The organism is Nitrospinota bacterium (assembly GCA_029881495.1).
Classification (GTDB): domain Bacteria; phylum Nitrospinota_A; class UBA7883; order JACRGQ01; family JACRGQ01; genus JAOUMJ01.
Genome location: JAOUMJ010000004.1, coordinates 101,704 through 123,525, shown reverse-complemented (window position 1 = coordinate 123,525; position 21,822 = coordinate 101,704). Strand labels below are relative to the sequence as shown.

The 21,822-nt window shown below is 50.5% G+C and carries 19 protein-coding genes; 9 read left to right on the top strand and 10 right to left on the bottom strand.

Annotated features, from left to right (window positions below; all coding sequences use genetic code 11):
• Window positions 1-33: 33 nt before the first annotated feature.
• The 3 genes from metK to OEY64_02945 form a co-directional block, all read right to left on the bottom strand.
• Window positions 34-1,200 carry a methionine adenosyltransferase gene (gene metK / locus OEY64_02955; protein ID MDH5541904.1) on the bottom strand — a complete coding sequence of 389 codons (1,167 nt, stop codon included), beginning with the start codon at window positions 1,198-1,200 and terminating at the stop codon, window positions 34-36.
• A gap of 172 nt (window positions 1,201-1,372) precedes the next feature.
• Window positions 1,373-1,876, bottom strand: a complete 504-nt coding sequence (locus tag OEY64_02950; GenBank protein MDH5541903.1) for an RDD family protein — start codon at window positions 1,874-1,876, stop codon at window positions 1,373-1,375.
• Window positions 1,866-3,158: a hypothetical protein gene (locus OEY64_02945; GenBank protein MDH5541902.1), complete on the bottom strand. Its 1,293-nt coding sequence runs from the start codon at window positions 3,156-3,158 to the stop codon at window positions 1,866-1,868. The genes OEY64_02950 and OEY64_02945 overlap by 11 nt, the downstream gene beginning before the upstream one ends.
• A 347-nt stretch (window positions 3,159-3,505) precedes the next feature.
• On the opposite strand from OEY64_02945, the gene OEY64_02940 reads away from it, so the two are divergent.
• Complete coding sequence (locus tag OEY64_02940; GenBank protein ID MDH5541901.1) at window positions 3,506-4,924, top strand: nitronate monooxygenase; 1,419 nt, start codon at window positions 3,506-3,508, stop codon at window positions 4,922-4,924.
• Window positions 4,925-4,939: 15 nt separating this feature from the next.
• Here the strand turns inward: OEY64_02940 and pgeF are convergent, their stop codons facing one another.
• Window positions 4,940-5,722 carry a peptidoglycan editing factor PgeF gene (pgeF, locus tag OEY64_02935; protein MDH5541900.1) on the bottom strand — a complete coding sequence of 261 codons (783 nt, stop codon included), beginning with the start codon at window positions 5,720-5,722 and terminating at the stop codon, window positions 4,940-4,942.
• Window positions 5,719-7,401, bottom strand: coding sequence for a B12-binding domain-containing radical SAM protein (locus OEY64_02930; protein MDH5541899.1), 1,683 nt, complete (start codon window positions 7,399-7,401; stop codon window positions 5,719-5,721). The genes pgeF and OEY64_02930 overlap by 4 nt, the downstream gene beginning before the upstream one ends.
• Before the next feature lie 70 nt (window positions 7,402-7,471).
• On the opposite strand from OEY64_02930, the gene tyrS reads away from it, so the two are divergent.
• The 4 genes from tyrS to OEY64_02910 all read left to right on the top strand — a co-directional run bounded on the left by tyrS (window position 7,472) and on the right by OEY64_02910 (window position 13,618).
• A complete protein-coding gene (gene tyrS, locus OEY64_02925) occupies window positions 7,472-8,674 on the top strand; it encodes a tyrosine--tRNA ligase (GenBank protein ID MDH5541898.1) in 1,203 nt (400 codons plus the stop codon).
• A gap of 81 nt (window positions 8,675-8,755) precedes the next feature.
• Entirely contained in the window at window positions 8,756-10,255 is a 1,500-nt protein-coding gene (locus tag OEY64_02920; GenBank protein MDH5541897.1) for an oligosaccharide flippase family protein, read from the top strand.
• A 186-nt stretch (window positions 10,256-10,441) separates the two neighbouring features.
• Complete coding sequence (locus OEY64_02915; GenBank protein ID MDH5541896.1) at window positions 10,442-11,986, top strand: tetratricopeptide repeat protein; 1,545 nt, start codon at window positions 10,442-10,444, stop codon at window positions 11,984-11,986.
• A 96-nt stretch (window positions 11,987-12,082) separates the two neighbouring features.
• Window positions 12,083-13,618 (top strand): tetratricopeptide repeat protein, encoded by a 1,536-nt coding sequence (locus tag OEY64_02910; GenBank protein MDH5541895.1) that lies wholly within the window; start codon window positions 12,083-12,085, stop codon window positions 13,616-13,618.
• Window positions 13,619-13,623: 5 nt separating this feature from the next.
• Here the strand turns inward: OEY64_02910 and OEY64_02905 are convergent, their stop codons facing one another.
• From OEY64_02905 to OEY64_02890, 4 genes are all read right to left on the bottom strand, one after another.
• A complete protein-coding gene (locus OEY64_02905) occupies window positions 13,624-15,213 on the bottom strand; it encodes a UDP-N-acetylmuramoyl-tripeptide--D-alanyl-D-alanine ligase (GenBank protein MDH5541894.1) in 1,590 nt (529 codons plus the stop codon).
• Window positions 15,210-15,977, bottom strand: coding sequence for an alpha/beta hydrolase (locus OEY64_02900; protein ID MDH5541893.1), 768 nt, complete (start codon window positions 15,975-15,977; stop codon window positions 15,210-15,212). The genes OEY64_02905 and OEY64_02900 overlap by 4 nt, the downstream gene beginning before the upstream one ends.
• Window positions 15,978-16,065: 88 nt before the next feature.
• Window positions 16,066-16,866, bottom strand: coding sequence for a YwiC-like family protein (locus tag OEY64_02895; protein MDH5541892.1), 801 nt, complete (start codon window positions 16,864-16,866; stop codon window positions 16,066-16,068).
• A 25-nt stretch (window positions 16,867-16,891) separates the two neighbouring features.
• Entirely contained in the window at window positions 16,892-18,070 is a 1,179-nt protein-coding gene (locus OEY64_02890; GenBank protein MDH5541891.1) for an ATP-grasp domain-containing protein, read from the bottom strand.
• A 23-nt stretch (window positions 18,071-18,093) separates the two neighbouring features.
• On the opposite strand from OEY64_02890, the gene OEY64_02885 reads away from it, so the two are divergent.
• Genes OEY64_02885 through OEY64_02870 form a run of 4 tightly spaced genes read left to right on the top strand, consistent with a single transcriptional unit; the run spans window position 18,094 to window position 21,438 of the window.
• Entirely contained in the window at window positions 18,094-18,360 is a 267-nt protein-coding gene (locus OEY64_02885; protein ID MDH5541890.1) for a hypothetical protein, read from the top strand.
• On the top strand, window positions 18,361-20,427 hold the full coding sequence (ligA, locus tag OEY64_02880) for an NAD-dependent DNA ligase LigA (protein MDH5541889.1): 2,067 nt from the start codon (window positions 18,361-18,363) through the stop codon (window positions 20,425-20,427).
• A gap of 9 nt (window positions 20,428-20,436) precedes the next feature.
• The gene (locus OEY64_02875) at window positions 20,437-21,126 is read left to right on the top strand and encodes an ABC transporter ATP-binding protein (protein ID MDH5541888.1); all 690 of its coding nucleotides are present in this window, start codon (window positions 20,437-20,439) and stop codon (window positions 21,124-21,126) included.
• Between the two features lie 3 nt (window positions 21,127-21,129).
• Window positions 21,130-21,438, top strand: a complete 309-nt coding sequence (locus OEY64_02870; protein ID MDH5541887.1) for an ATP-dependent Clp protease adaptor ClpS — start codon at window positions 21,130-21,132, stop codon at window positions 21,436-21,438.
• On the opposite strand, the gene OEY64_02865 is transcribed toward OEY64_02870, so the two are convergent.
• A complete protein-coding gene (locus OEY64_02865; GenBank protein MDH5541886.1) occupies window positions 21,439-21,822 on the bottom strand; it encodes a hypothetical protein in 384 nt (127 codons plus the stop codon).

The following is a 21,822-nucleotide window of genomic DNA, read 5'->3' as shown; positions in this document are numbered from 1 at the left end:
TACGGGGCGGCAGAAAAATCTGTCCTTCTGTTCCTATATCCCTGCGGCCTTTTTAATAGCCGCGGCTTTGTCTGTTTTTTCCCATGAAAATTCCGGAAGCTCTCTTCCGAAATGTCCATACGCAGCTGTTTTCCGGTAAATCGGCCTTCGAAGATCAAGTGTTTTGATAATCCCCGACGGACGAAGGTCGAAGATATCCTTGATGATGGCAACTATCTTCTCCTGGTCAATCTTCCTGGTGCCAAATCCGTCCACAAGAATAGAGGTAGGCTCCGCCACCCCTATCGCGTATGAAAGCTGCACTTCGCACCTGTCCACAACACCTGATGCCACGAGGTTTTTTGCTATGTAGCGGGCCATATATGAAGCCGAGCGGTCTACCTTGCTTGGATCCTTGCCGGAGAAAGCGCCGCCGCCGTGAGAACCGCTTCCGCCGTATGTGTCGACTATTATTTTGCGCCCCGTCAGACCGGCATCGCCGTGAGGTCCGCCGATAACGAATTTGCCCGTAGGATTGATATGATATTTTATTTTCTTCTCGTCGAGGAGATTTTTAGGTATCACCGGCTTAATTACCTTCTCGATGATCTCATTTCGAATAGTCTTATTGTCTACATTCGGATCATGCTGTGTGGAAATAACAACCGAGTCGATGAATTTTGCTTCCTTGTTCTGGTAATCGACAGTTACCTGCGACTTGCCGTCCGGCCTGACCCACGGGAGCGTTCCATTCTTCCGCACTTCTGCGAGCCTTGCGGTAAGTTTATGCGCCAGAAGGATCGGAAGCGGCATGAACTCCGCGGTTTCATTCGTCGCATACCCGAACATAAGCCCCTGGTCGCCCGCCCCCTGTTCCTCGGGATTCTCCTTCACAACACCCATGGCAATATCGGCGCTCTGTTCATGGAGCGCGTTAAGTATAGAGCATGACTCATAATCAAAGCCGAGCTTGGAATCGGTATACCCTATTTCCTTAACGGTGTTTCTAACAACCTCATGGAAATTAACCTGTGCCTTGGTCGCGATCTCACCGGCCAACATGACAAGGCCAGTGGTAACTAGTGTCTCGCAGGCAACCCTGGACATCGGATCCTGGGAAAGAATCGCATCCAACACTGCATCCGAAATCTGGTCGGATACCTTATCTGGATGCCCCTCGGTTACCGACTCAGATGTAAACAAATAATTTATTCGGCCCATTTAATTCTCCTGATAAAAGATAAGCAAATTCAAGCTAGAAATGATAACGCAATTTGTACCGCGGTACAAGTTTACAGAAAAATCCTTCTTGCCAGGCAAAACAACGGCCCCCCGCAAACCAATCAGCCTGTTCATCCTGATAGGGGGCCTTGCCAGCCCCTTCCAGTAGAGCTCAATCACTCTCCACAACGGCGGTTCCGGCAAGTTTGTCATGCCAGCTTTCGGCGGTCGGACTTATAAAAACCCATAAAAATCCGGCAAAAAACGGGAAAAATGAGAGATAGTAGCCGAGCGAACGGAAAAGCGCCCGTGAAATACCGACTTCAGCGCTGAACTGGCCAACAACCCGTATGCCGAGAAGGCGCTTTCCCGGTGTCATGCCGGTTTCTGTATGGAACCACGTAAAATATGCCACAAAAACAGCATTGGAAAATAGCATCGAAATAAGAATGTATCCCCCACCCAATGCACCGTCTCCATGGATATTGGTGACAAAAAGCCCTGCAACCGGGATAACAATATTTAAAAATATCGCGATGATCATTAAATCAACGGCAAAGGCTATGAACCTGCTCAGAAATCCCGCATATGCCAAGTTTATAGAATACGGTTTTTCTTCTACCACCTTCCCGTTAAAAGCTGAAGGCCCTTCAGAAGCCATTGAATCAATCTTCATCTTCGATATCAATGTTCAGATTATCAAGAATTTCAGTCGTATCCTCATCCCCGTCTTCAATACCTGCAATATCTATGGAGTCAATATCAAGTGTGTCCGTTCTTTCAGAAACTCTTGCATCCTTTTTATTTCCGGCGTTTGCCTTGGAAGCTTTGGCCGGCGCACCTCCGGATGAAATTATCTCCAACTCCCCTGCGTCGAATTCAAGCTCAATAACCTGACCTGCATAGTCGCCAGAATTTGTCACAGGCAAAATCGCGCTGTCGCTGAGTATGAATCCGTCCGTCTCCAATAAATCATCCACTGTTGCACCTGCCTCTGCGGCAGCTAAAATCGGTTCGGCTTCTGCCACTCTCTCGCGTGCTGCTTCACCCTCTTCATCATCCATCTCTTGAAGAACCTCCGGTTCCCCCTTATTAAAGCCTGGCGCTTCTCCGCTCTTATCTATTTGAGTTTCAATATCATCTTCCGTGTCATCTTTGGAATGGACCTCTTCAGATGGAACGGCTTCTGTCCCAGTGGGCTCCCCTTCCTCCCCAGCCAAATCAAGGGTGAAATCTATTCCACCGTCATGGATGGTTTCATCATGCGCCATTTCGCTCTCACGCCCCTGCTCTTCTTCTGATATCTCATCAACCGAGTCGAGCGAGAAATCTATTCCACCGTCATGGATGGTTTCATCATGCGCCATTTCGCTCTCACGCCCTTGCTCTTCTTCTGATATCTCATCAACCGAGTCGAGCGAGAAATCTATCCCGCCGTCATGGATGGTTTCCCCCTGCGCCACTTCGCTCTCACGCCCCTGCTCTTCCTCTGAGACCTCGTCATATTGTCCAAGATCAATGGAATCCCCGTCGGAAGCATCCAGTTCCATATCCGTTTCAAGGCTATCGCCGGATAAAGTGTTATCTATCTCTACATTGTCCAATCCAAGCTCTTCCCCGATTGCCGGAGTTTCAGATTCTAAGCCGAGAAAAGGCTCTTCACTGGTTGTCTCCAGGCCGGACGCGGATACCTCCTCAAACCCGGCCCCGCCAAGTGTTGAAATTTCTCCCTCCCCCTTTTCAGCGCCAGGCATGGAAATGCCGGATAAATTATTCATTGCCGCGATACCGGCTTTGATCGGATGCCTGCTTCTGTTGGCCGAAGAGACAACCGAATAAGTTCTGTACGATGGAAAATCTATACCATGCTCAGACTTGTGCGCAGAAAGGTCTTCGCCGCATTTGCCGCATCTCGTCAAATGCTCAAAAGTTACGTACCTGCATTTTGGACATTTCATAGTAATACTGACTTTAACAAATTATCCCTTTATAACTAAATTATATGAAAGTATCAGAACACCGCAACAGCTGTAACCCGGAATATCGGCAAACATCTGAACATATTGTTATTATCCTACCTAATGGTGGGAAAACTCCCTATCATTACGCGCAATCTCTAAACATTTGCCCAGACTGCCTAGCCACTGTATACTACCGTCTGCAAAAAGTGAGGCATTTAGTACCTGAATTGGTGATAATTGCCATTTTGGGCATTTTAGGGGAACCTGTTGCCTAAATGATATTGAAAATTAATTACAGGAATGGGTTCTATGAAAAACTTGAAAATTAGACAGGAAAACAAGAAATGAGTTTCCCTTTGGTAATTCAGGGGGGAATGGGTGCCGGAGTCTCCAGTTGGATGCTTGCAAAAAGCGTCTCAAGCTATGGACAGCTTGGAGTAGTTTCCGGCACTGCCTTGGATGTATCTTTACTTCGGCTGTTACAGCTTGGAGACAAGGAAGGGCATATAAGGCGCGCTCTTTCTCATTTTCCGGTTCCGGAAATCGCAGAGAGGATCATAAACAAATATTTTATTGAAGGCGGAAAACCTGAAAAAGAGCCTTTCAAAACTTCAAGCATGTTCACCATCAATCCGGGAAAAGCGCTTCTTGAACTGAATATCGTCAGCAATTTCGTGGAGGTATTCCTCGCTAAGGAGGGGCACAACAATCCGGTTGGTATCAATTATCTGGAAAAGATACAGATGCCGAATCTCTCTGCCATTTACGGCGCAATGCTTGCCGGGGTCGACTACATACTGATGGGGGCAGGAATACCGAGGGAAATCCCCGGAGTTCTCGACAAACTCGCTAAACATGAAGAGGTCTCATACAAAATAAATGTTACCGGAGCTACAAGCGAAGACGATTTCAAAGAGGTTTTCAACCCGGTCGAAATACTGGGGAAAACGCTCCCGGGACTGAAACGACCGAAATTCCTCGCGATCATCGCATCTGCAATACTCGCCCTCACTCTTTCAAGGAAAGCAACCGGCAAGGTGGACGGATTCATCATAGAAGGTCCATCCGCGGGGGGGCATAACGCGCCGCCAAGGGGGTTGATGCAACTGGACGACCTTGGTGAACCGGTATACGGCGAAAAGGATGAAGTGGATATTGAGAAAATAAAGGAGCTCGGCTATCCGTTCTGGCTCGCCGGTTCCTACGGAAAACCGGAAAAAATAGAAGATGCAAAAAAACTCGGCGCGACCGGCGTCCAGGTTGGCACACTGTTCGCCTTCTGCGTGGAGTCCGGCTTTTCACCGGAGTACAAAAAGGCGGTTATAGAAAAAGTCATCAAGGACAGGGCTACCGTCTTTACCGATCCAGTTGCTTCCCCAACCGGGTTCCCGTTCAAGGTTGTAAGGCTTGAAAATACGGTCTCGGAAGAGGAGACGTATCTGGCACGAAACAGGATTTGCGACCTTGGGTACCTGAGGCATATCTACAGAAAAGAGGACGGCACACTGGGGTATAGATGTCCAGCAGAGCCGGTGGATCAGTATCTGAAAAAAGGGGGCAAGGTAGAGGATACGGTTAACAGGAAATGCCTCTGCAACGCGCTTGTCTCAAATATCGGATTGGCACAACTACAGAGCAACGGTTACGTGGAAAAAGGGCTTGTAACTGCCGGTGACGAGGTAAACGAGATCAAGAAGCTACTGAAACCGGGGAAAGATACATATACCGCCGCGGATGTGCTCGATTATCTGCTAGGGAAGTAGAGCGGCAACCCCGTTTTAAAATATCTCCAGGCCGGTCATAAACCTCCCGGCCTTTTCGCCGGAGAGCCCCTGTTTCCTGTGGGAAAAAAACTCGTCATTTTTACACGACGTGCATATGTCGCAGTCGAAGATATTGTCGTTCAATATTCCCCTTGCTGAGAGGGAATCGGCCACCGCCGTCACCATGTCGAGCCTGCCCGCGCTGTTCCTGTACCTTGCATAGTTCTCATAGCCTGAAAAAACATCTTCCCCGACCTCATAACAGCACTCCCTGATGCCGGGCCCGATGGCGACGATCATCTCCCGCGCCTTCGCGCCAAATAAAGTCTCCAACTTCCGCACCGTCTCACCGGCAATATCCATGAACACACCCATCCTCCCGGCGTGAACGACTCCGGCAACCTTCCTGTGCGGATCGACAATTAATACAGGGAGGCAATCTGCGGTCAGCACCCCTATCGGGGTCTCTCGGCTTTCGACCACCACGGCATCGCAATCTTTACGGCTCTTCCCGCCGGGGGACGATATCTCCGCGACCCTGTTCGAATGCACCTGATTCGGAAGATATATTTTTCTCCCTTCGCAAAAGAGAGAGCTTACTGTCTTCAGGTTCTTCGATACGTTTGAATCGGCGTCGCCGACATGATCACCCAGGTTCAACCCCTTGTATCCGCCGTCGCTTACCCCGCCTTGCCTGGAGGTGATCCAGTGTTTCAGGAAATGGAGTTCGGCAATCTCCTTAAACGTATACCAGGCGACGCCGTCGTATTCGTTGCGGTGCAGTTTGGTCTTTATCATGAACATACCCCCTTGAACTCTCCGCATCTCACGCAGCCGCTTAAGGCTGGAAGGCATGGAGAAGTGGTTTCCCCCTTTTCGGATTTGCGGTACTCCTTCACAAGATAATCTCTTTCTACTCCACTGTCGATAAAATCCCACGGCAGAATTTCCCCGATATCCTTCCGCCGCGCATAAATGTTCTTTGCCTCTTTCATCTTCAGTATCTCGCTCCAGCTTTTACCTCCATATATCTCCATCAGCAAACGTCCCGTGAGCCTGTCTCCTAATGAAAGAAAGGCCTGCGCCGCGGCTGTGCGCGTACTCTCCACAGAAATATCGATATTGCTCTCTCTCCCGAACTCGGACCGGATAAGCTTTGACCTCTTCTTCAGCGCCGATGCGTCGAAAAAAGGTTCCCACTGAAAAGGGGTGAAAGGTTTTGGAACGAACGGATTTACGCTGATCGAAATTTTCCCGGCGCGACCGTGGGGCTTGGACATCTCCACAAATCGGTCCCTCACTCTCCTTGCAAGCGAGGCTATCGCCGCAACATCCTCCTCCGTCTCACCCGGCAGTCCAAAAAGGAAATATAACTTCACATTCAGTATCCCCGCTTCCGCCGCCATTCCAACCGCATCGATTATCTCCTTGTCGGTCACCGGTTTGTTGATCCTCCGCCTGAGCGACTCGCTCCCGGTTTCCGGCGCCATCGTCACGCTCTTTGCCCCACCCTTTTTCAATCGCTCAAAAGTCCCTCTCCCCGCAAGGCCTATGCGGAGTGAAGATACGGTTATCTTTCCCCCCTCGGAGAGTATCCGGTCGTAGACTTTATCTATGTCGGGATGCTCGCATATGGCGGAACCGATCAGCCCGATGCGACTCTCCCCCCTGATCCCTTCTCCGGCTTTTTCAAGAAGTGCCTCCAGCGACACATGCCGGACAGGGCGGTAAATGAACCCGGCGGCGCAAAATCTGCACCCCTGCGAACACCCCTTCCCGGTTTCCACCAGAAAGCTCCCGCCAAAAATGGAGCTCGTGAATCCATCTAGTTGGGCCATGCCGCTTTTTGAGTAATCAAGGTTGATGAGCCTCACAATCGTTTCTGGAGCGCCTGAGAGAGCCTTTCTGGAGGTAATCCTGCCGTTGTCATCATATTCGACCGAGTAAAGCGAGGGGACGTAGATCCCGTCGATCTCCGAGAGAATGGAGAGCCTCTCCCTCCTGTCGCCCCCTCGGCTCGACGAAAGGGATGAGACTATCCGCATAACGGCGCTCTCGCCACTGTTGCCGCTTTCTGCCTCACCTTCTCCTATGACAAAAAAATCGAAAAAATCTGATAACGGTTCGGGATTCAGCGTAACCGCAACCCCCCCCGCGCATATGACGGGGATCGCGTCCCCTCTCTCGTCGCTTCTCAGCGGGATTCCGGAGGTATCCAATATTTTAAGAATGTTCAAGGAATCCATTTCAAACGTGACGGAAAAGGCGATCAGATCAAACTCCTTTAAAGGTTTTGAGAACAACAGCGATGTAATTCCCCCTCCTGGATCGTCTCCGGCTGAAGGGAGATATGCACGGTCGCAAACCGTTCCGGGGATTTTCGCAAGCTCGCCGAATATCTTCTGGAAGCCGAGGTTTGATTCCGCAACCTCCCGGCGGTTTGGATAAACAAGGCAGACGCTGAATCCGGAATTCATGAATTTCCGGCACTCCCGATAAGACTACTTACGTTTTCCATTACAGGTATGGTAACCTTTCGGACAAAATATGGTAAGCATTGATATCAGGAGACAGCTGGAGATATTCTCCCTCGGAACGGTTGAGGTGATCGGAGAGGAAGAACTGAAGGGGAAGCTGAAACTAAACAGGCCCCTTACCGTCAAGGCAGGATTCGATCCGACCGCGCCGGACATCCACCTGGGACACACGGTACTGATCCACAAGATGCGCCAGTTCCAGGAGCAGGGGCATAACGTGGTTTTCCTTATCGGCGATTTCACCGCCGCTATCGGGGACCCATCGGGCAAGTCCGAAACCCGCCCCCCCCTGTCGCGTGAACAGATTCTTGAAAACGCCAAGACCTACCAATCGCAGGTATTCAAGATTCTCGACCCCGCTCTTACGAAAGTTGTTTTCAACTCCGAGTGGTTCGACAAATTCAGCGCCGCCGATATGATAAAACTCGCTTCCAGGCATACAGTCGCGAGAATGCTCGAAAGGGACGACTTCCACAAGCGGTATACGGAGCAAAGACCGATAGCGATCCATGAATTCCTGTACCCCCTGATACAAGGTTACGATTCGGTCGCGCTTAAGGCGGACGTCGAGATTGGAGGAACCGATCAGAAGTTCAACCTCCTCGTGGGGCGCGAACTTCAGAAGGCCGAGGGGCAGTCCCCGCAGGCGGTAATAACAATGCCGCTTCTGGAAGGAACCGACGGAGTAAACAAAATGAGCAAATCGCTCGGCAACTACATCGGTGTAGACGAAAAGCCGGGTGACATCGTCGGCAAGATAATGTCGATATCGGACGAACTTATGGTGCGGTACTACGAGCTCGTTGGCGGACTCACTCCCGAAGAGTTTAAAGCCATAAAGGAAAAACTCTCAGGGGGAGACCTCCACCCGCGAGAAGCGAAGATGGAGCTGGCAAAGAGAATAGTTGAGCGTTTTTACGACAGCATAACCGCGGAGAGCGCAGGAGCCGATTTCGATTCACAGTTCCGCGAAAAGAAGGTGCCCGACGATATGGAAACCTTCACTCACCAATGGGAGGGGGAGAAAGAGCCGCTCTCCATAATCCTGGCCAAGACCGGAGCGGTGAAAAGCTCTTCCGAGGCAAGACGCCTAATCAAGCAGGGGGGACTGGCGGTCGACGGCGAGAAGATTTCGGACGAAACATTTTCCATCTCTCCTGGAGAGTACGTTATAAAGCTCGGCAAGAAGAGATACGTCAAACTGACGAATTAGCCACACCCCTTCGCGCCGGCAAACAGCCGGAGCAAAAACTACCCGCTTGCAGAGCAAACCGGTAGCTTCTAAAGTATCCCGATGAACAATTCGTCAACCGCAAGGATATTCGGAAAAAATGTCGCCACGAATACTTTCGGCGCGCTTTGGCAGTTCATTCTCGTGCTCGTCGGCACGCGCACCGTAATTGACCTGATAGGAACAGACGCATTCGGGCTATTGGCCCTCGTAGGGGGAGTATCTGGGTATTTCGTCTACATCGACATAGGTATCGGCGACACGATAGTTAAAAAGATATCCGAAGCGCAAAACAGCGAAGAGAAGAGCAGGGTGGCCTCCACGCTTTTTGCCACCAGCATCTTCTTCGGATTTCTTTTTTCTCTCCTCACCCTGATTTTCGCATGGTACGGGATAGACCTCCTTTTCACCTTCCCGCATGCATTGATGGAGAGCCTTAAAAACATATTTTTCATCATCGCCGCCGGATTGATAATCCTCTACCCGCTGAACGTATACAACAAGGGTTTCGTCGCGCAAAACCGATTTGATATCTACAACATGCTCCGGATCTTTTACCAGACGATTATCCTCGGCGCGCTTATCATCACGCTGAAAAGGTGGAACAGCGCGGAAGCCGCTGTTGCGGTCATTACGGTCGGCGGGATTGTCTGGAGGGCGCACTCGATGATGCTTTTCCTGAAATATTTCCCGGAGATCAGGGTGAGCCTGAAACTTTTCGACAGAAAAACCATGAAAGATACCATGCGGTTCAAGTCCTACTCATTCACCGCACAGGCCGCCGGACAGACGATCAACCAGTGCGACGTATACGTTCTCGGCATCATGCTCACTCCCGCTTCCGTCGCGCTCTATTCTGTCGCGAATGTCATTGCCATAAAGATTATGGAAGTATCGGGGGTGCTTGGAGCTGTCCTCCTCCCTACCCTCTCCGGTCTTTACGGCGAAAAACGAAACAATGAAATAAAAAACATATTCGTATCGGGAACCATGCATTCACTGGCCCTACTGATCCCCGTTGCTGTTTTCTTTTTTGTCTACGCGGAGGATATGCTCCGCCTCTGGGTCGGTGAAGACTTCGCGCCTGCCGCTCCCATACTTCAATGGCTGAGCGTTGCATGGCTTTTGGGCGCAGTCTCTACCGTCCCCCGCCTCGTTATGCAGGCTGTCGACAAACCTGAAATAACCGCTAAACTTGCGGTTGGCATCGCCACGGCAAATATCGCGCTCGACTTCATTATGGTAGAGGCGGTTGGGATGATCGGTGTGGTTTACGCTACACTTGCTTGCCAGGCGGTCGGTCTTCTCCTCCTTGTTTACTTAGCCGGGAGAAACCTGGATGCCGGGCTGTTTTCGATTTTTTCAGGTTTGCTGAAAACAGCTATCGCCGGATTGATATTTGTACCGGTATATTTCATTTCCAGCCCCTCTTTTCTGTTCCCCGTAAAACTGCTTCTTCATACAACTCTTTTTTTCACGGCATACTACTTTGCGGTTATCGATGCTGAAAACAGGGGCTCCATCAGGCATGTGGTATCCGCAATGCTGTCACGATTCAAATAAAACAGACATCGCTTCACAAGACATCCAAGAGTCGACCCAGCACCCGCAAATATGTTTCTCTTCTTTACACTTTACAAACAGATGCCTGTCTAGTTATTCTGTTCCGGTACCTTCCTGTTTTCCATATTCTTTTTATAAATAATAGAGGAGTCAGGAGAGGATTTTTAGCATGGAGCTGGGAGAAATATGAGAATTCTGATAGTTAGCGAGAAAAGTTTTGAAATACAGCAGTTGCGCGGCTATTTTGAAAAATCTCCATACAAGATATACGAGTCGGATATACGCATTGATTTCTATGAGGCGAATTCCGGCAAGGCCGCCATGGAAAAGCTTGAAACGGACGCCAAAAAGGGGGCTGTTTACGACCTTCTGATAATCTCCCAGAAAATGAAAATATTTTCCGGTCTCCAGACCGCGCAAAACCTGGCCGCCAAAAAAAATCTTCCGGTTCCGCCGATCCTCCTTGTAACTGAATTCATAGACAAGGATATGATGTCCGCAGGGACAAAGGCGGGAATTCACGGCTTTTTGAAAATGCCCTACAACCTCGAGGATTTTGAACAGTCGCTGTCGAACGTCGTCGGCTCTGTCGCTTCCAATGTCGAGAGAAACCGCGAGAACGCGCTCAAGCGTATAGAATCGCAGGGGGCGACCGTGAACATCACGGAATTCCGGCACAAAATAAATAAAAGCTCCATCAACGAACTGGGAAAAATAAAGATAATCGCCCCCTGGAACAAAAAGCCGTATCTTCTTATCAGCCGGTATCTGATAGAGGAAGGGGATTTTAAAACCCCTATTACTCTTCTACGAACAGCCATACGGATTGATTTCAACGACCAGATGCCCCACAAACTCCTGAAGACCTGCTACCGGAAGATCGGCATGGCAAAGGAAGAATTGGGGGAACTGAAAAAACTCCTCGCGCAGAACCCGAAATCGGCCGAAATAAATGCGCGCGTCGGGGAAACGCTCCTTCAGGAAGGCAACTACACGAAAGCGGCCGAGTTCTTCAAAAAGGCGATCGCCAATCACAAACCTACCGACTCAAACAGGATAAAGGCTAAATCACATTACGGCGTTGGAAAATCGCTTATGGGAATGGGAGACGACAAAAATCTCCAGGAGCAGGCAAAAGAGGAATTAAACGCCGCAATCAACGTAGACCCGACGCTTGTGCTCGCCTATTTCAACCTCATAAGCGTCTACAAGAAACTCGGCATGCAAAAGGAAGCCGAAGAGGTGATGAGGAGCGCGGTAAAGATCACTCCCAATACCGCCAAGGACTGGCTCGACCTCTTTTTCTTCTACCTCGAAGACGGCGATACGACAAAAGCCAAATTCGCGCTTAACAAATCGCTTTCCATGGAAGAGGAAAATCCTCTTACGCTTTACCTTGCCGGAGAAGCATTCCTGCGACAAAGGATGTTCAAGGACGCGGCGGAAAATTTCGAAAAATCCATAGAGATATATCCTTCCGAGATCAGGTCGTACAACTCTCTCGGCATCTGCTACAGGCACCTCAACGAGCCTAAACGCTCGGTGGATTACTATCAAAAGGCGCTTCAAATAGATCCCAAGGATTTCAACGTGCACTACAATCTTGGAAAGGCATTCACCGCTTTAAAGGATGTGAGAAAAGCGACGGATTCCTTCCAGACGGCGCTGAATCTGAACCCTGACCTGCGCGAAGCCAAAGAAGCTATCGCTCAACTGGAAAATGTCAATTAATACGACTTCGCATATACCGCCATTTGAGAATTTACAGGCTCCCTGCAACGAAATTTCCTTCACTTCTTCACATGCGAGGAGTTGGCTCCCTTGAGAGTGCTCATTGTCAGTGAAAAGGCTTTTGAGATCTCGCACGTCCGAAGCGCCCTTGAGACCCTGCCATACAGAACCCATGAATCAAATCATACGATCAATGTGGTTGAAGCAGATATCGGCGAAACTGCGCTGAGAAAAGTCGATGACGACGCGGCAAAAAACCAATATTTCGAACTGATCCTTGTATCCCAGTTTACGAAGAAAGGGATGGGGGGCATCAAGACCGCGACCGTATTGATGAAAAAGAAATTACCTCCTGCCATCGCCATCATTCTGGAGGCGGAAGAAATAGAAAAAACCGAAAGAAGCACCTTGAAAAAACTCGGCATCGAGTTTCTTAAAATGCCTTTTTCAAATGCGGATTTTCAGTCATGCCTTACAAAGGTTGTCGATCACTATGTGAGAAGGCTTCAAAGGAACCGCGACGCTGCGCTTCAGCAGTTTTGGGAGAAAGGTCAAACAGACGATATCGCGGAGTTCCGCACAAAATTAAATTTAAGCGCGATAGGCGAACTTGAAAACATAAAAAAACTCGCCCCGTGGAGCAAGTCGCCGTATATAACCATCGCCGAATATATGGTCGAAGAAGGGGATTTCAAATCTGCCATCCCGATCCTCCGCTCCGCCGTTTTTATAGATTTCACCGACCAGAGGGCGCACCTGCTCCTTAAAACCTGCTACCAGAAAACCGGTATGCACAAGGAAGAGGTTGAGGAGCTTAAAAAACTGGTAAATTCAAACCCCAATTCATCCGAGGCGAACGTCAAATACGGCGAAGCTTTGTTGCGTGAAAAGAATTACGTTAAGGCGATCGAATTTTTCAAAAAGGCGATAAGCAAGCATAAACCTTCCGACTCAAACAGAATAAAGGCAAAATCGCACTGGGGTATCGGTAAATCGCTCCTGGCGATAGAAGACAGCCCGGAAAATCAGGAGACAGCCAAAAACGAATTCAATGAAGCGATCAAAGTAGACCCTACCCTTGTGCTCGCCTACTTCAATCTTATCAGCGTTTATAAAAAACTCGGGATGGAAGCGGAAGCAAGGGAAGTGATGAAAAAGGCCATGAAAATAACTCCCGAAAGCGCGAAAGACTGGCTCGACCTCTTCCTCCATTACCTTGAGGATGGCGATCTCGGGAAGGCCAAATTTTCGCTTGGCAAGGCTCTTGCCATGGAGCCGGACGACCCCCGCATACCGTTCATCGCTGGAGAAGCGTACCTGCACCAAAGAATGTTCTCGGAGGCTATAGAGATGCTTAAAAATTCCTCGACAATAAATCCCTCGGACATAAGGGCATACAACCTTACCGGAATATGCTACCGCCTCATGGATGAGCCGAAGCTTTCCGTTGAATTCTATCTGAAGGCGTTAAGCATCGACCCTGAAGATTCAAATGTGCATTACAATCTCGGGAAAGCATATCATTCCCTGAAGAACGAAAAAAAGGCAAAGGAAGAGTTCGAAAAAGCTCTTCAATTCAGCCCGGATATGAAAGAAGCAAAGGACGCTCTCGCCCTTCTTTCAAACGCTTAATACGCCTAAAATACTTCCATATGGTCCGGGAGGTCATTTTCAAAAAGAACCACGCTCCCCTCTCCCACGGTTTCGTCGATAAACTCCCTCGCTTCCGCCAGTGACGGGAAGACCTTGATATCATCCGGTTTCATCCCTCCTGCCAGCAGACCGTTTTTCAGCGGTTTCGTGCGCCTCTCGTTTATCAAGATAGCCTGGTCGCAGTTTCTGGCGGCCGATTTTCCAAAATCGAAATTTATCACTTCATGTTTATGTCCGAGATCAACTATCCCGGGGGTCACCAGTATCCTCCTGTAACCTTCGAAATAGGAGAGCGTTTCCGTGGCCGCTTTCGCGCCGAGAAGATTTGAATTAAAACCGTCGTTTATTACCAGGTACGACCCCGTGGAAAGCAGCTGGAGCCTCGCCTCCATTTGTGGAAGCGTCGCCGCCGCGTTCTTCAGCTTATCCCTGCCGACCCCCATCAGTTCTCCGACGACAAACCCGGCGACAACGTTTATCACGTTCAACCGCCCAAGAAGTTTTATGCCAATACCCTCGACAACTCCGCCGGGGGTCTGCAAGTCGAAAGTCGAGCCCCTGGAGTCACAGCGGATGTTATACGGCCTGTATTCCGCGCCGTTCTCGAAACCGAAGGTGACTGTTCTTTGCGGAATCGCACCGGCTCTCTCCCTCGCCAGTTTGTAATCGCTGTTGTATGCCAGCACGCCGTCATCCGGCAACGCCTCGGCTATCTCGAATTTGGTCGAAGCAACATTCTCTATCGACCCGAAGCTTTCCATGTGCGCCTCGCCGATGCTCGTTATCACCGCTATCGACGGCCTGGCTATTTCGCAAAGTTCTTTTATATCCCCTTTTCGCGTTGCCCCCATTTCAGAAACAAAGATTTCGTGATGCGGGCTCATCTCGTCGTTTATTACCTTACAAAGCCCCATCGGAGTGTTGTAGCTTCCCGGAGTCTTCAAAAGCGGGTACGCCGTTTCGAGCATATGCGCAACCGCTTCCTTTGTCCCGGTCTTGCCGTAGCTTCCGGTGATGGCGACCACCCTTTTCCCCGCGATCTTTTTCATCGCCGCTCTCTTGAAACCCTGCTGAAAGAACTGCTCGACCGGTTTGGCGATAATGTTCGCAAGCGCGATGAGGAACGGCTGCATGTACGCGAAAAGCACTATCAAGGCGATGAACATCCTCATGCCGAACAGGTACGCTACGAAAAGGAGGAGCCCTTCAAGGGCGATGGTTATCACGAAAAGCCTTTTCACCCTCGCTGTCAATGCGAACGGTTTTTTCCCCGATTTCACCCCCCTGAAGTGAGTGAGCGTCCAGTAAACGGCCCCGGCTGTCAGGATCAACTGCTCTATGTGAACCTTGTACGGTGAAAAATAGTAGCTCGCCATTATCGCAAGACATACAAAGTGGAGCGGCTTGTCGTACTTCACCGGCGAATAGACCTTCAGCCCGCCGCCGTCCATTACCCACTTCAGATAGGAATCGGTGTGATAACGCTCACTCTGCAGAATGGCGATGAAACGGGTCATTATCATTATGGACATCAATAGCCATGCAGCGGTTGTCGCCAGATCAATATATGTCATCGGTTATCCCGCTCGAAAAATCTGTCGGCAATGGAGAAAAAGGTCTCCGGCTTTTCCGTGAAGGAGTAATGCCCGGCTCCCGGTATGACATTGAGCGTGACGTTTGGCATCAGAGCTTCCATCTTCTTCCCTATCTCAAGCGGGGTCGCGGTGTCGGCTTCTCCCCAGACCAGCAGGGTCTCGTTCTCCACTTCCGCCAGAAGCGGGGAGAGATCCTCGTTTACAACCTTTACAAGTATGTCGCGCATCTCGCCTGCGGCGATGTAATCGGCAGAACCGATCTTTGCATATATCCTCCCCCTTACCCATCTTCCGGGGGGGCCAAACGAGGCAAACATCTTCCCGGCCAAGGAGAGGATTTTCTTGTAAAGAGGGACGCTCCCTTTCAGCCTGATCCCAGGGGCGCCGGTGAGGAGAAGTCTTTTGAAATATCCCTTCCTCCCCGCAATCAGGCGGATGACCACCCTGCATCCAAAAGAGTGGGCCAATACGTCGGCCCCCTTCCATCCCCACGAATCAAGAATGGAATGAAGCATCTCCGCGTATTCACTCGTCCCCCAGACCTCGCCACCTCCGGATGGGGGAGCGTTCGAAAGTCCGAACCCGGGAAAATCGATTACGCGCACATGCCTCCTCTTCGCAAGGTGATAAAAGAGCGGTTTTAGCGTCTCGCTCGAAACGCCCCAGCCGTGCAACAGGAGCAGGGGTTCACCCTTTCCAGCCTCTTCAAAATATACCCTGCAGCCTGAAACCTCTATAAACATTAGAGGTGATTATAGGACATTAGAGCGCCCCATTTCATCAGCGTGGCAAATGCCGGTTGAGAAGAAAAAGATCCGGCACACCGCCAGGTTATAAGGTGGATTTTAGATAGAGAAAAATGATCGCGTAGGAAACAGCAACCGCGACTTCCATCCACCCGAGGCTCTTCACGGATGTCGGCGGCCTCATGAAGAAATAACCGGTTGCAAGAAAACCTGGCAGGAAAGCCGCCATATAGATTTTTGGCATCATGAAATATTCCAGCAGGAGCGACGCTATCAGAAGCGACGCAAGAGCTATGAAAATATTTATCCGGAATACGAATCTCAGCTCGCTCGCCTTCGGCGGCTCCTCTTCGAACCAATCCCCCCCCCTCACGGCGTTTCTCGCCTGAAGATTCCTGTCGAGTAGAAACAGAAGCAACACCGCCCAAACCGCGACATCAGCTTGAGACAGAGTGCCGGAAACCGTGAGCGCTCCGCCGAACGAGAGTAGCGAAAGAAAAACTATCCCCGTAATCTCAAATATGAAACTTCGCTGGTACCCCGCGTACGAAGCCCTCACTCCAAAATAGAAAAGCGGAGCAAAGAGCGCAAAAACAAGAAGTGAGCGGATCTGCAACGACAGCGAAACGTAAACAAAAGCAAGACCCAGCGCCGAATACCTGATGCACCACTTGATAACATTGTCAGACTGCGGTATCCCCTTTTTCGCGTTTTTGTATATCATTCTCGCCGGTGTGAACGCGAGAAACCATAAAATGACCGAGATAAGCAGAGGCATCCCCAAAACTTTTGGGCCTGTGGCGCTTCCGATGCCGACGATAAGGGGGAGAAGAATCCAGGCCCACATCCCGTGTTCCTTCGGCATAATCATTTTTGTATCGCTCATGGACGATATACTACGCTAATATCGTTCAGAACTGCACCTCTTTTCGATAAAATTCTGCGGCCAGCTTTTCCATTTTCTGCATTACACCCTCGGCTGAACCCGATTCAGCGTACAGGGAAAGCACCGGCTCCCCTTTTTTGACGGCTTCACCGTGATACGGCAGGTCTCTCCCCCCTTTTTCGAACCAAATTCCGGGTGAAGCGAATATCAGATCGTCCTCCGCATAGCAGACTGCGGTGCCGGAAAACCTCCCCGGCTTCTGCACCAGCCTTTCATGCTTATCCTTGCCGCCACGTACAGACTCACCTTGAAGCGAAACAATATCGATACCATGCTCCTTCGCGATAAGCTCTAAAGACGCGGTCGGGCGGGGATTTATCTCCAACAGCCAAATCCTTTTGTCCACCCCGAGAATGAAGTCCGCTCCCCAGAAACCGCGCAATCCCGAAGCGTCACCAGCCAGCTTTCCAAACTCCTCAAGCATCACATCGGCATCATCATCAATTACGGCAGGATAAAGAATGCCGCCGAAGGAGAACTCCGGCTGGCGAAACGCCACGTAACCGTTCAAATGCCGCGTAACACCGAGGAGGGATGTCCCACCCGCGGATGTGAAATAGGTAGCGCCGATCGAACCCCCCTGAATATATCTCTGAGTATATTCGCTTCCATGAAGTTTTTCCCCTTTGTAATCCGAGACCGACGTTCCTCCGGCGCCGTAAAGATCTTTTCTTATCCATCTCCCGGACCCATCGAAATCATTCGATGGATAGAGTATCCCGCCGCTCGCCATGCTCCGTAAAAACCGGATATCCCTGCATCTCCTCATCGCATCCGGCGGCGCGTTCCACACTTCGCGCGTCCGGCTTGCCTCTTCAGCCACTTCAGGGGTAGCCTCTATCGGCCCGCAGAAGATTATCGGCCCCATATCGAATTTCTTATATTCGTGCCGAATATCATTCCAGCAGGAAGGTTTACTGTAAGACGGCTCTCTCGTCTCTTTGCCGGTGATGGCGCTCCCATCAATAATGAATTTCGCCAGATCCCAGTCGTTGAAGAGGTCGAACGCTCCCACTTTGTAGCCAAAGGTGCAGGCCAGCTCAGCGAATGGGCGTACACGACCGCCGATAAAATTTATCTTCAGGATTTCCAGCCTCCATTTTTTAGGCTCATTTATATAAACACTTTCTGTTATACTAACCAAAAATTTAGGGAGACATTTGGAAAATGGCAGGACGGATAGACCCGCAGACGAGATTGGCAAAAAAATATACCAAGATATTCGGCCACTGCAGGCATTGTGAGGCGCCCATCTGGTTTTCGAGGGTAATCGACAACACCGGCACCCCTCTTCTTACCTACCACTGCTGGAACGGACATTACGAAGCGATTGACGCGCAGATCCTGAACCTATACAGGAGAGGTGACGAGCTTTCACAGGAAGATATCAAGAGAATCCTCCCTTTCATCAAGTTCGTCCGCCTTGCGGGATAAGTGGCTCCTCAAAGCCGCAAGGACCGTATTCAAGAACTGAGAACGCTTCTTAAAAAATACAACGAAGAGTATTATCTAAAAGACAGCCCGACTGTTCCCGATTCCGAATACGACGCCCTCATGCGCGAACTGCGCCGCCTGGAAGAGGAAGAGGGGGCGCCGGTACCGAAAGATTCACCTACCAGAAAAGTGGGTGGAGGCGTTTCGGAAAAATTCAAAACCTATCATCACAATCCCCCTATGCTCTCCCTCGACAACGCGTTCACTCCGGATGAGCTTATAAAATTCGACGAGAGGGTATCGAAAAACCTCGAATCAAAAAAACCGGAATACATAACGGAACTGAAAATAGACGGCCTCGGAGTCAATCTCATCTATGAAAATGGGGGGCTGATAAAAGGCCTGACAAGGGGGGATGGAAAAACAGGGGAAGATGTAACTGAAAACATCAAGACCATAGGCTCCATACCGCAAAAAATAGAGTGGCCCGAAAACTGGGGCCACGCGGAGATAAGGGGGGAGATATATATGAAGACTTCCGACTTCATCGCGCTCAACCAACAAAGAATAAAAGATGGCGATGAACCTTTCGCAAATCCCAGGAACGCTTCGGCAGGTTCCGTCCGTCTCCTCGATGCGAATATCACTGCTGAAAGGAAGCTCAACTTCCTGGCTTACTCACTTTTTGTTTTCGATAAAAATAAAAAATCTCTGGAAGCCGAAGGGGTGAAAACGCAATACGAACTTATGATGTTCCTGAAAAAAACAGGTTTTACAGTAAATGAACCTTTTGAGAAACATCAGGACATCGGATCGGTCCTTGAAAATATCGCCATGCAGGACGAGAGAAGAAAAGGTCTCGACTTCGAGACCGACGGCGTTGTGATAAAGGTGAATTCCCTCTCTGCCCAAAGGGAGCTTGGGAGCACATCCAAGTTCCCCCGCTGGGCGATAGCCTGGAAATTCAAGGCGGAGGAAGCGGAGACAGTTATTAGAAATATCGTAATACAGGTTGGCCGTACCGGGAGGCTCACGCCGGTTGCAGAGTTGGAACCTGTTTTCCTCTCCGGCTCTACCATTTCGCGGGCGACACTGCATAACGAGGATGAACTGCGAAAAAAGGATGTCCGTATCGGAGATACGGTAATAATCGAAAAGGCGGGAGAGATAATCCCGCAGGTAATACGGGTGATAAAGGAAAAGAGGAAAAGCGGCTCCTCCGAATTCAATATGCCGCAAACCTGCCCGTCGTGCGGCTTAAGGGCGAAACGGGAAGCGGGTGAAGCGGCGTGGTATTGCCCAAACAGGAACTGCCCAGATCAGATTCGCGAATCTATCATCCACTTCGCCTCGAAAGGGGGGCTTGATATCGACGGCCTCGGCCCGGCCCTTATAGAGCAATTCATATCAAACGGAATGGTGAAGGACGTCGCCGACATATTCGCGCTCGATTTCACGAAAGTGGCCGAGCTCGAAAAGATGGGTGGGAAGTCCGCCGAGAACCTCCGCGCGGCTATCGAGGAAGCGAAGGGGCGCGGAATGCAGAGGGTACTGATGGCGCTCGGCATAAAGCATGTCGGCGCGCGCGCATCGCTCCTCCTCTCGCGGAATTTCACTGCGATGGAAAAGTTGATGAGAGCTACACGTGAAGAGATGGTGAAGATCTACGAAATAGGGGACGAGGTAGCCGGTTCGGTAATCGCCTTTTTTGCCGAAGCGAAAAACAGAGACCTGATACAAAAACTTGGGGAGCGGGGCGTCTCCCTGGAAAGTCAGCATGAGTCGCCCGATATCCAGCTCTTCGAAGGGAAGAACTTCGTGCTCACCGGAACGCTTGAAAACTATTCGCGCGACAAGGCAAAGGAGCTGATCACTAGAGCCGGTGGGCGCGTAACAGGGACGGTGAGCAAAAAGACCGATTACCTTCTCGCCGGCGAAGAGCCCGGCTCCAAATACGATAGGGCCAAAGAGCTTGGCGTAAGGATAATTTCGGAAAAGGAGTTCAAGGAAATGCTGGAAGGGGAGTCAAAACCGGGAGGGACACAAATCGGACTGCCGATAGTGTAGATTATAGGGATGGAGAAGGAGAAAGAAGTTATTCAGGCGAAGGGACTCCGCCGGAGCTTCACCATGGACCGGAAAAAGATCGACGTCCTGCGCGGCCTCGACCTTACCGTCAGGAGCGGCGAGCTTCTCGGCATCGTCGGCGCGTCGGGAGTCGGCAAATCGACGCTTCTCCATATCCTCGGCGGGCTTGAACAGCCGAGCGGGGGGGAGGTCTCCATCGACGGTGACGACATTTACAGATTAAAAGACACCAGCCGGTCGGGTGTAAGGGGGCGCAAGATAGGTTTCGTATTTCAGTTCCATCACCTCCTGCCCGAATTCACCGCCCTGGAAAACGTTTTGATACCGGCGATGATAGCCGGTATGGAAAAGAGTGAAGCGATTGGCAGGGCCGAAGAACTTTTCGCGTCGATAGGGCTGGCCGACAGGATGGATCACAGGCCGGGAAAACTATCGGGTGGCGAACAGCAGAGAACCGCGATGGTCCGCGCCCTGATAAATAATCCAAGCGTATTGCTTGCCGACGAGCCAACGGGTAATCTGGATGAAAAAACAGCCGAGGATGTTTTTGGAATGCTAAGGAAACTGGTGAAGGAGAGAAATCTCGCATCGGTAATCGTGACGCACAATCTGAGGCTTGCCAGAGAGATGGACCGTGTTTATGAACTGCACGAAGGGATATTGCGCACTAAGGAGTAGTCCTTGAAAAAAGAAGACCCTTTAAGGGAAACGCAGGAGGGTACCGACAGCCAGGTGATCCTTATCCCGCAACATAAGGTGATATTGCATAACGACGATATCACGCCGATGGATTTCGTCATCTCCGTCATTGTCCGCTTTTTCTCCCTTGAGCATGAAAAGGCCAGGGAAGTAATGATCGAGGCCCACAAGAGCGGATATGCACTCGTAGCGATAATGCCGCTGGAGAGGGCTGAATTCAAGGTGGAACAGGCGCACAATTACGCCAGGGGATTCGATTACCCCCTTACGTTCACCATTGAACCTGTCTGATCACCCGGCAGCCGCCACGCCTTTGAAATGTCGGAAAGCGAGATAGGCGATTGCTCCCCAGAGTCCCCCTCTGAAAATCAGGGCGAAGACCGTGCGCATCTCGTAAGGGGTGCCAAACGCCACGAAGGCGAGGAAAACGAGAAACACTATTCCCGTAACTATTGCTATCGCAAGCGAAAGCGGCGCCGACCATCCCCTCCCCACAAAAAGACCGGCTCCAGCGGCTACATAGGCAAACCCGGCAATGAAATTGAACCAGACCACGAAAGGGAGATAGTTTCCGGCCATCTCCTTTACTCCGCTCCCTCCGAAAATTACCGCGCCTCCCGATATCACCGTCATCACGCCGAATACAAGACCGATAGCGGCGGCAATTTTAATCAT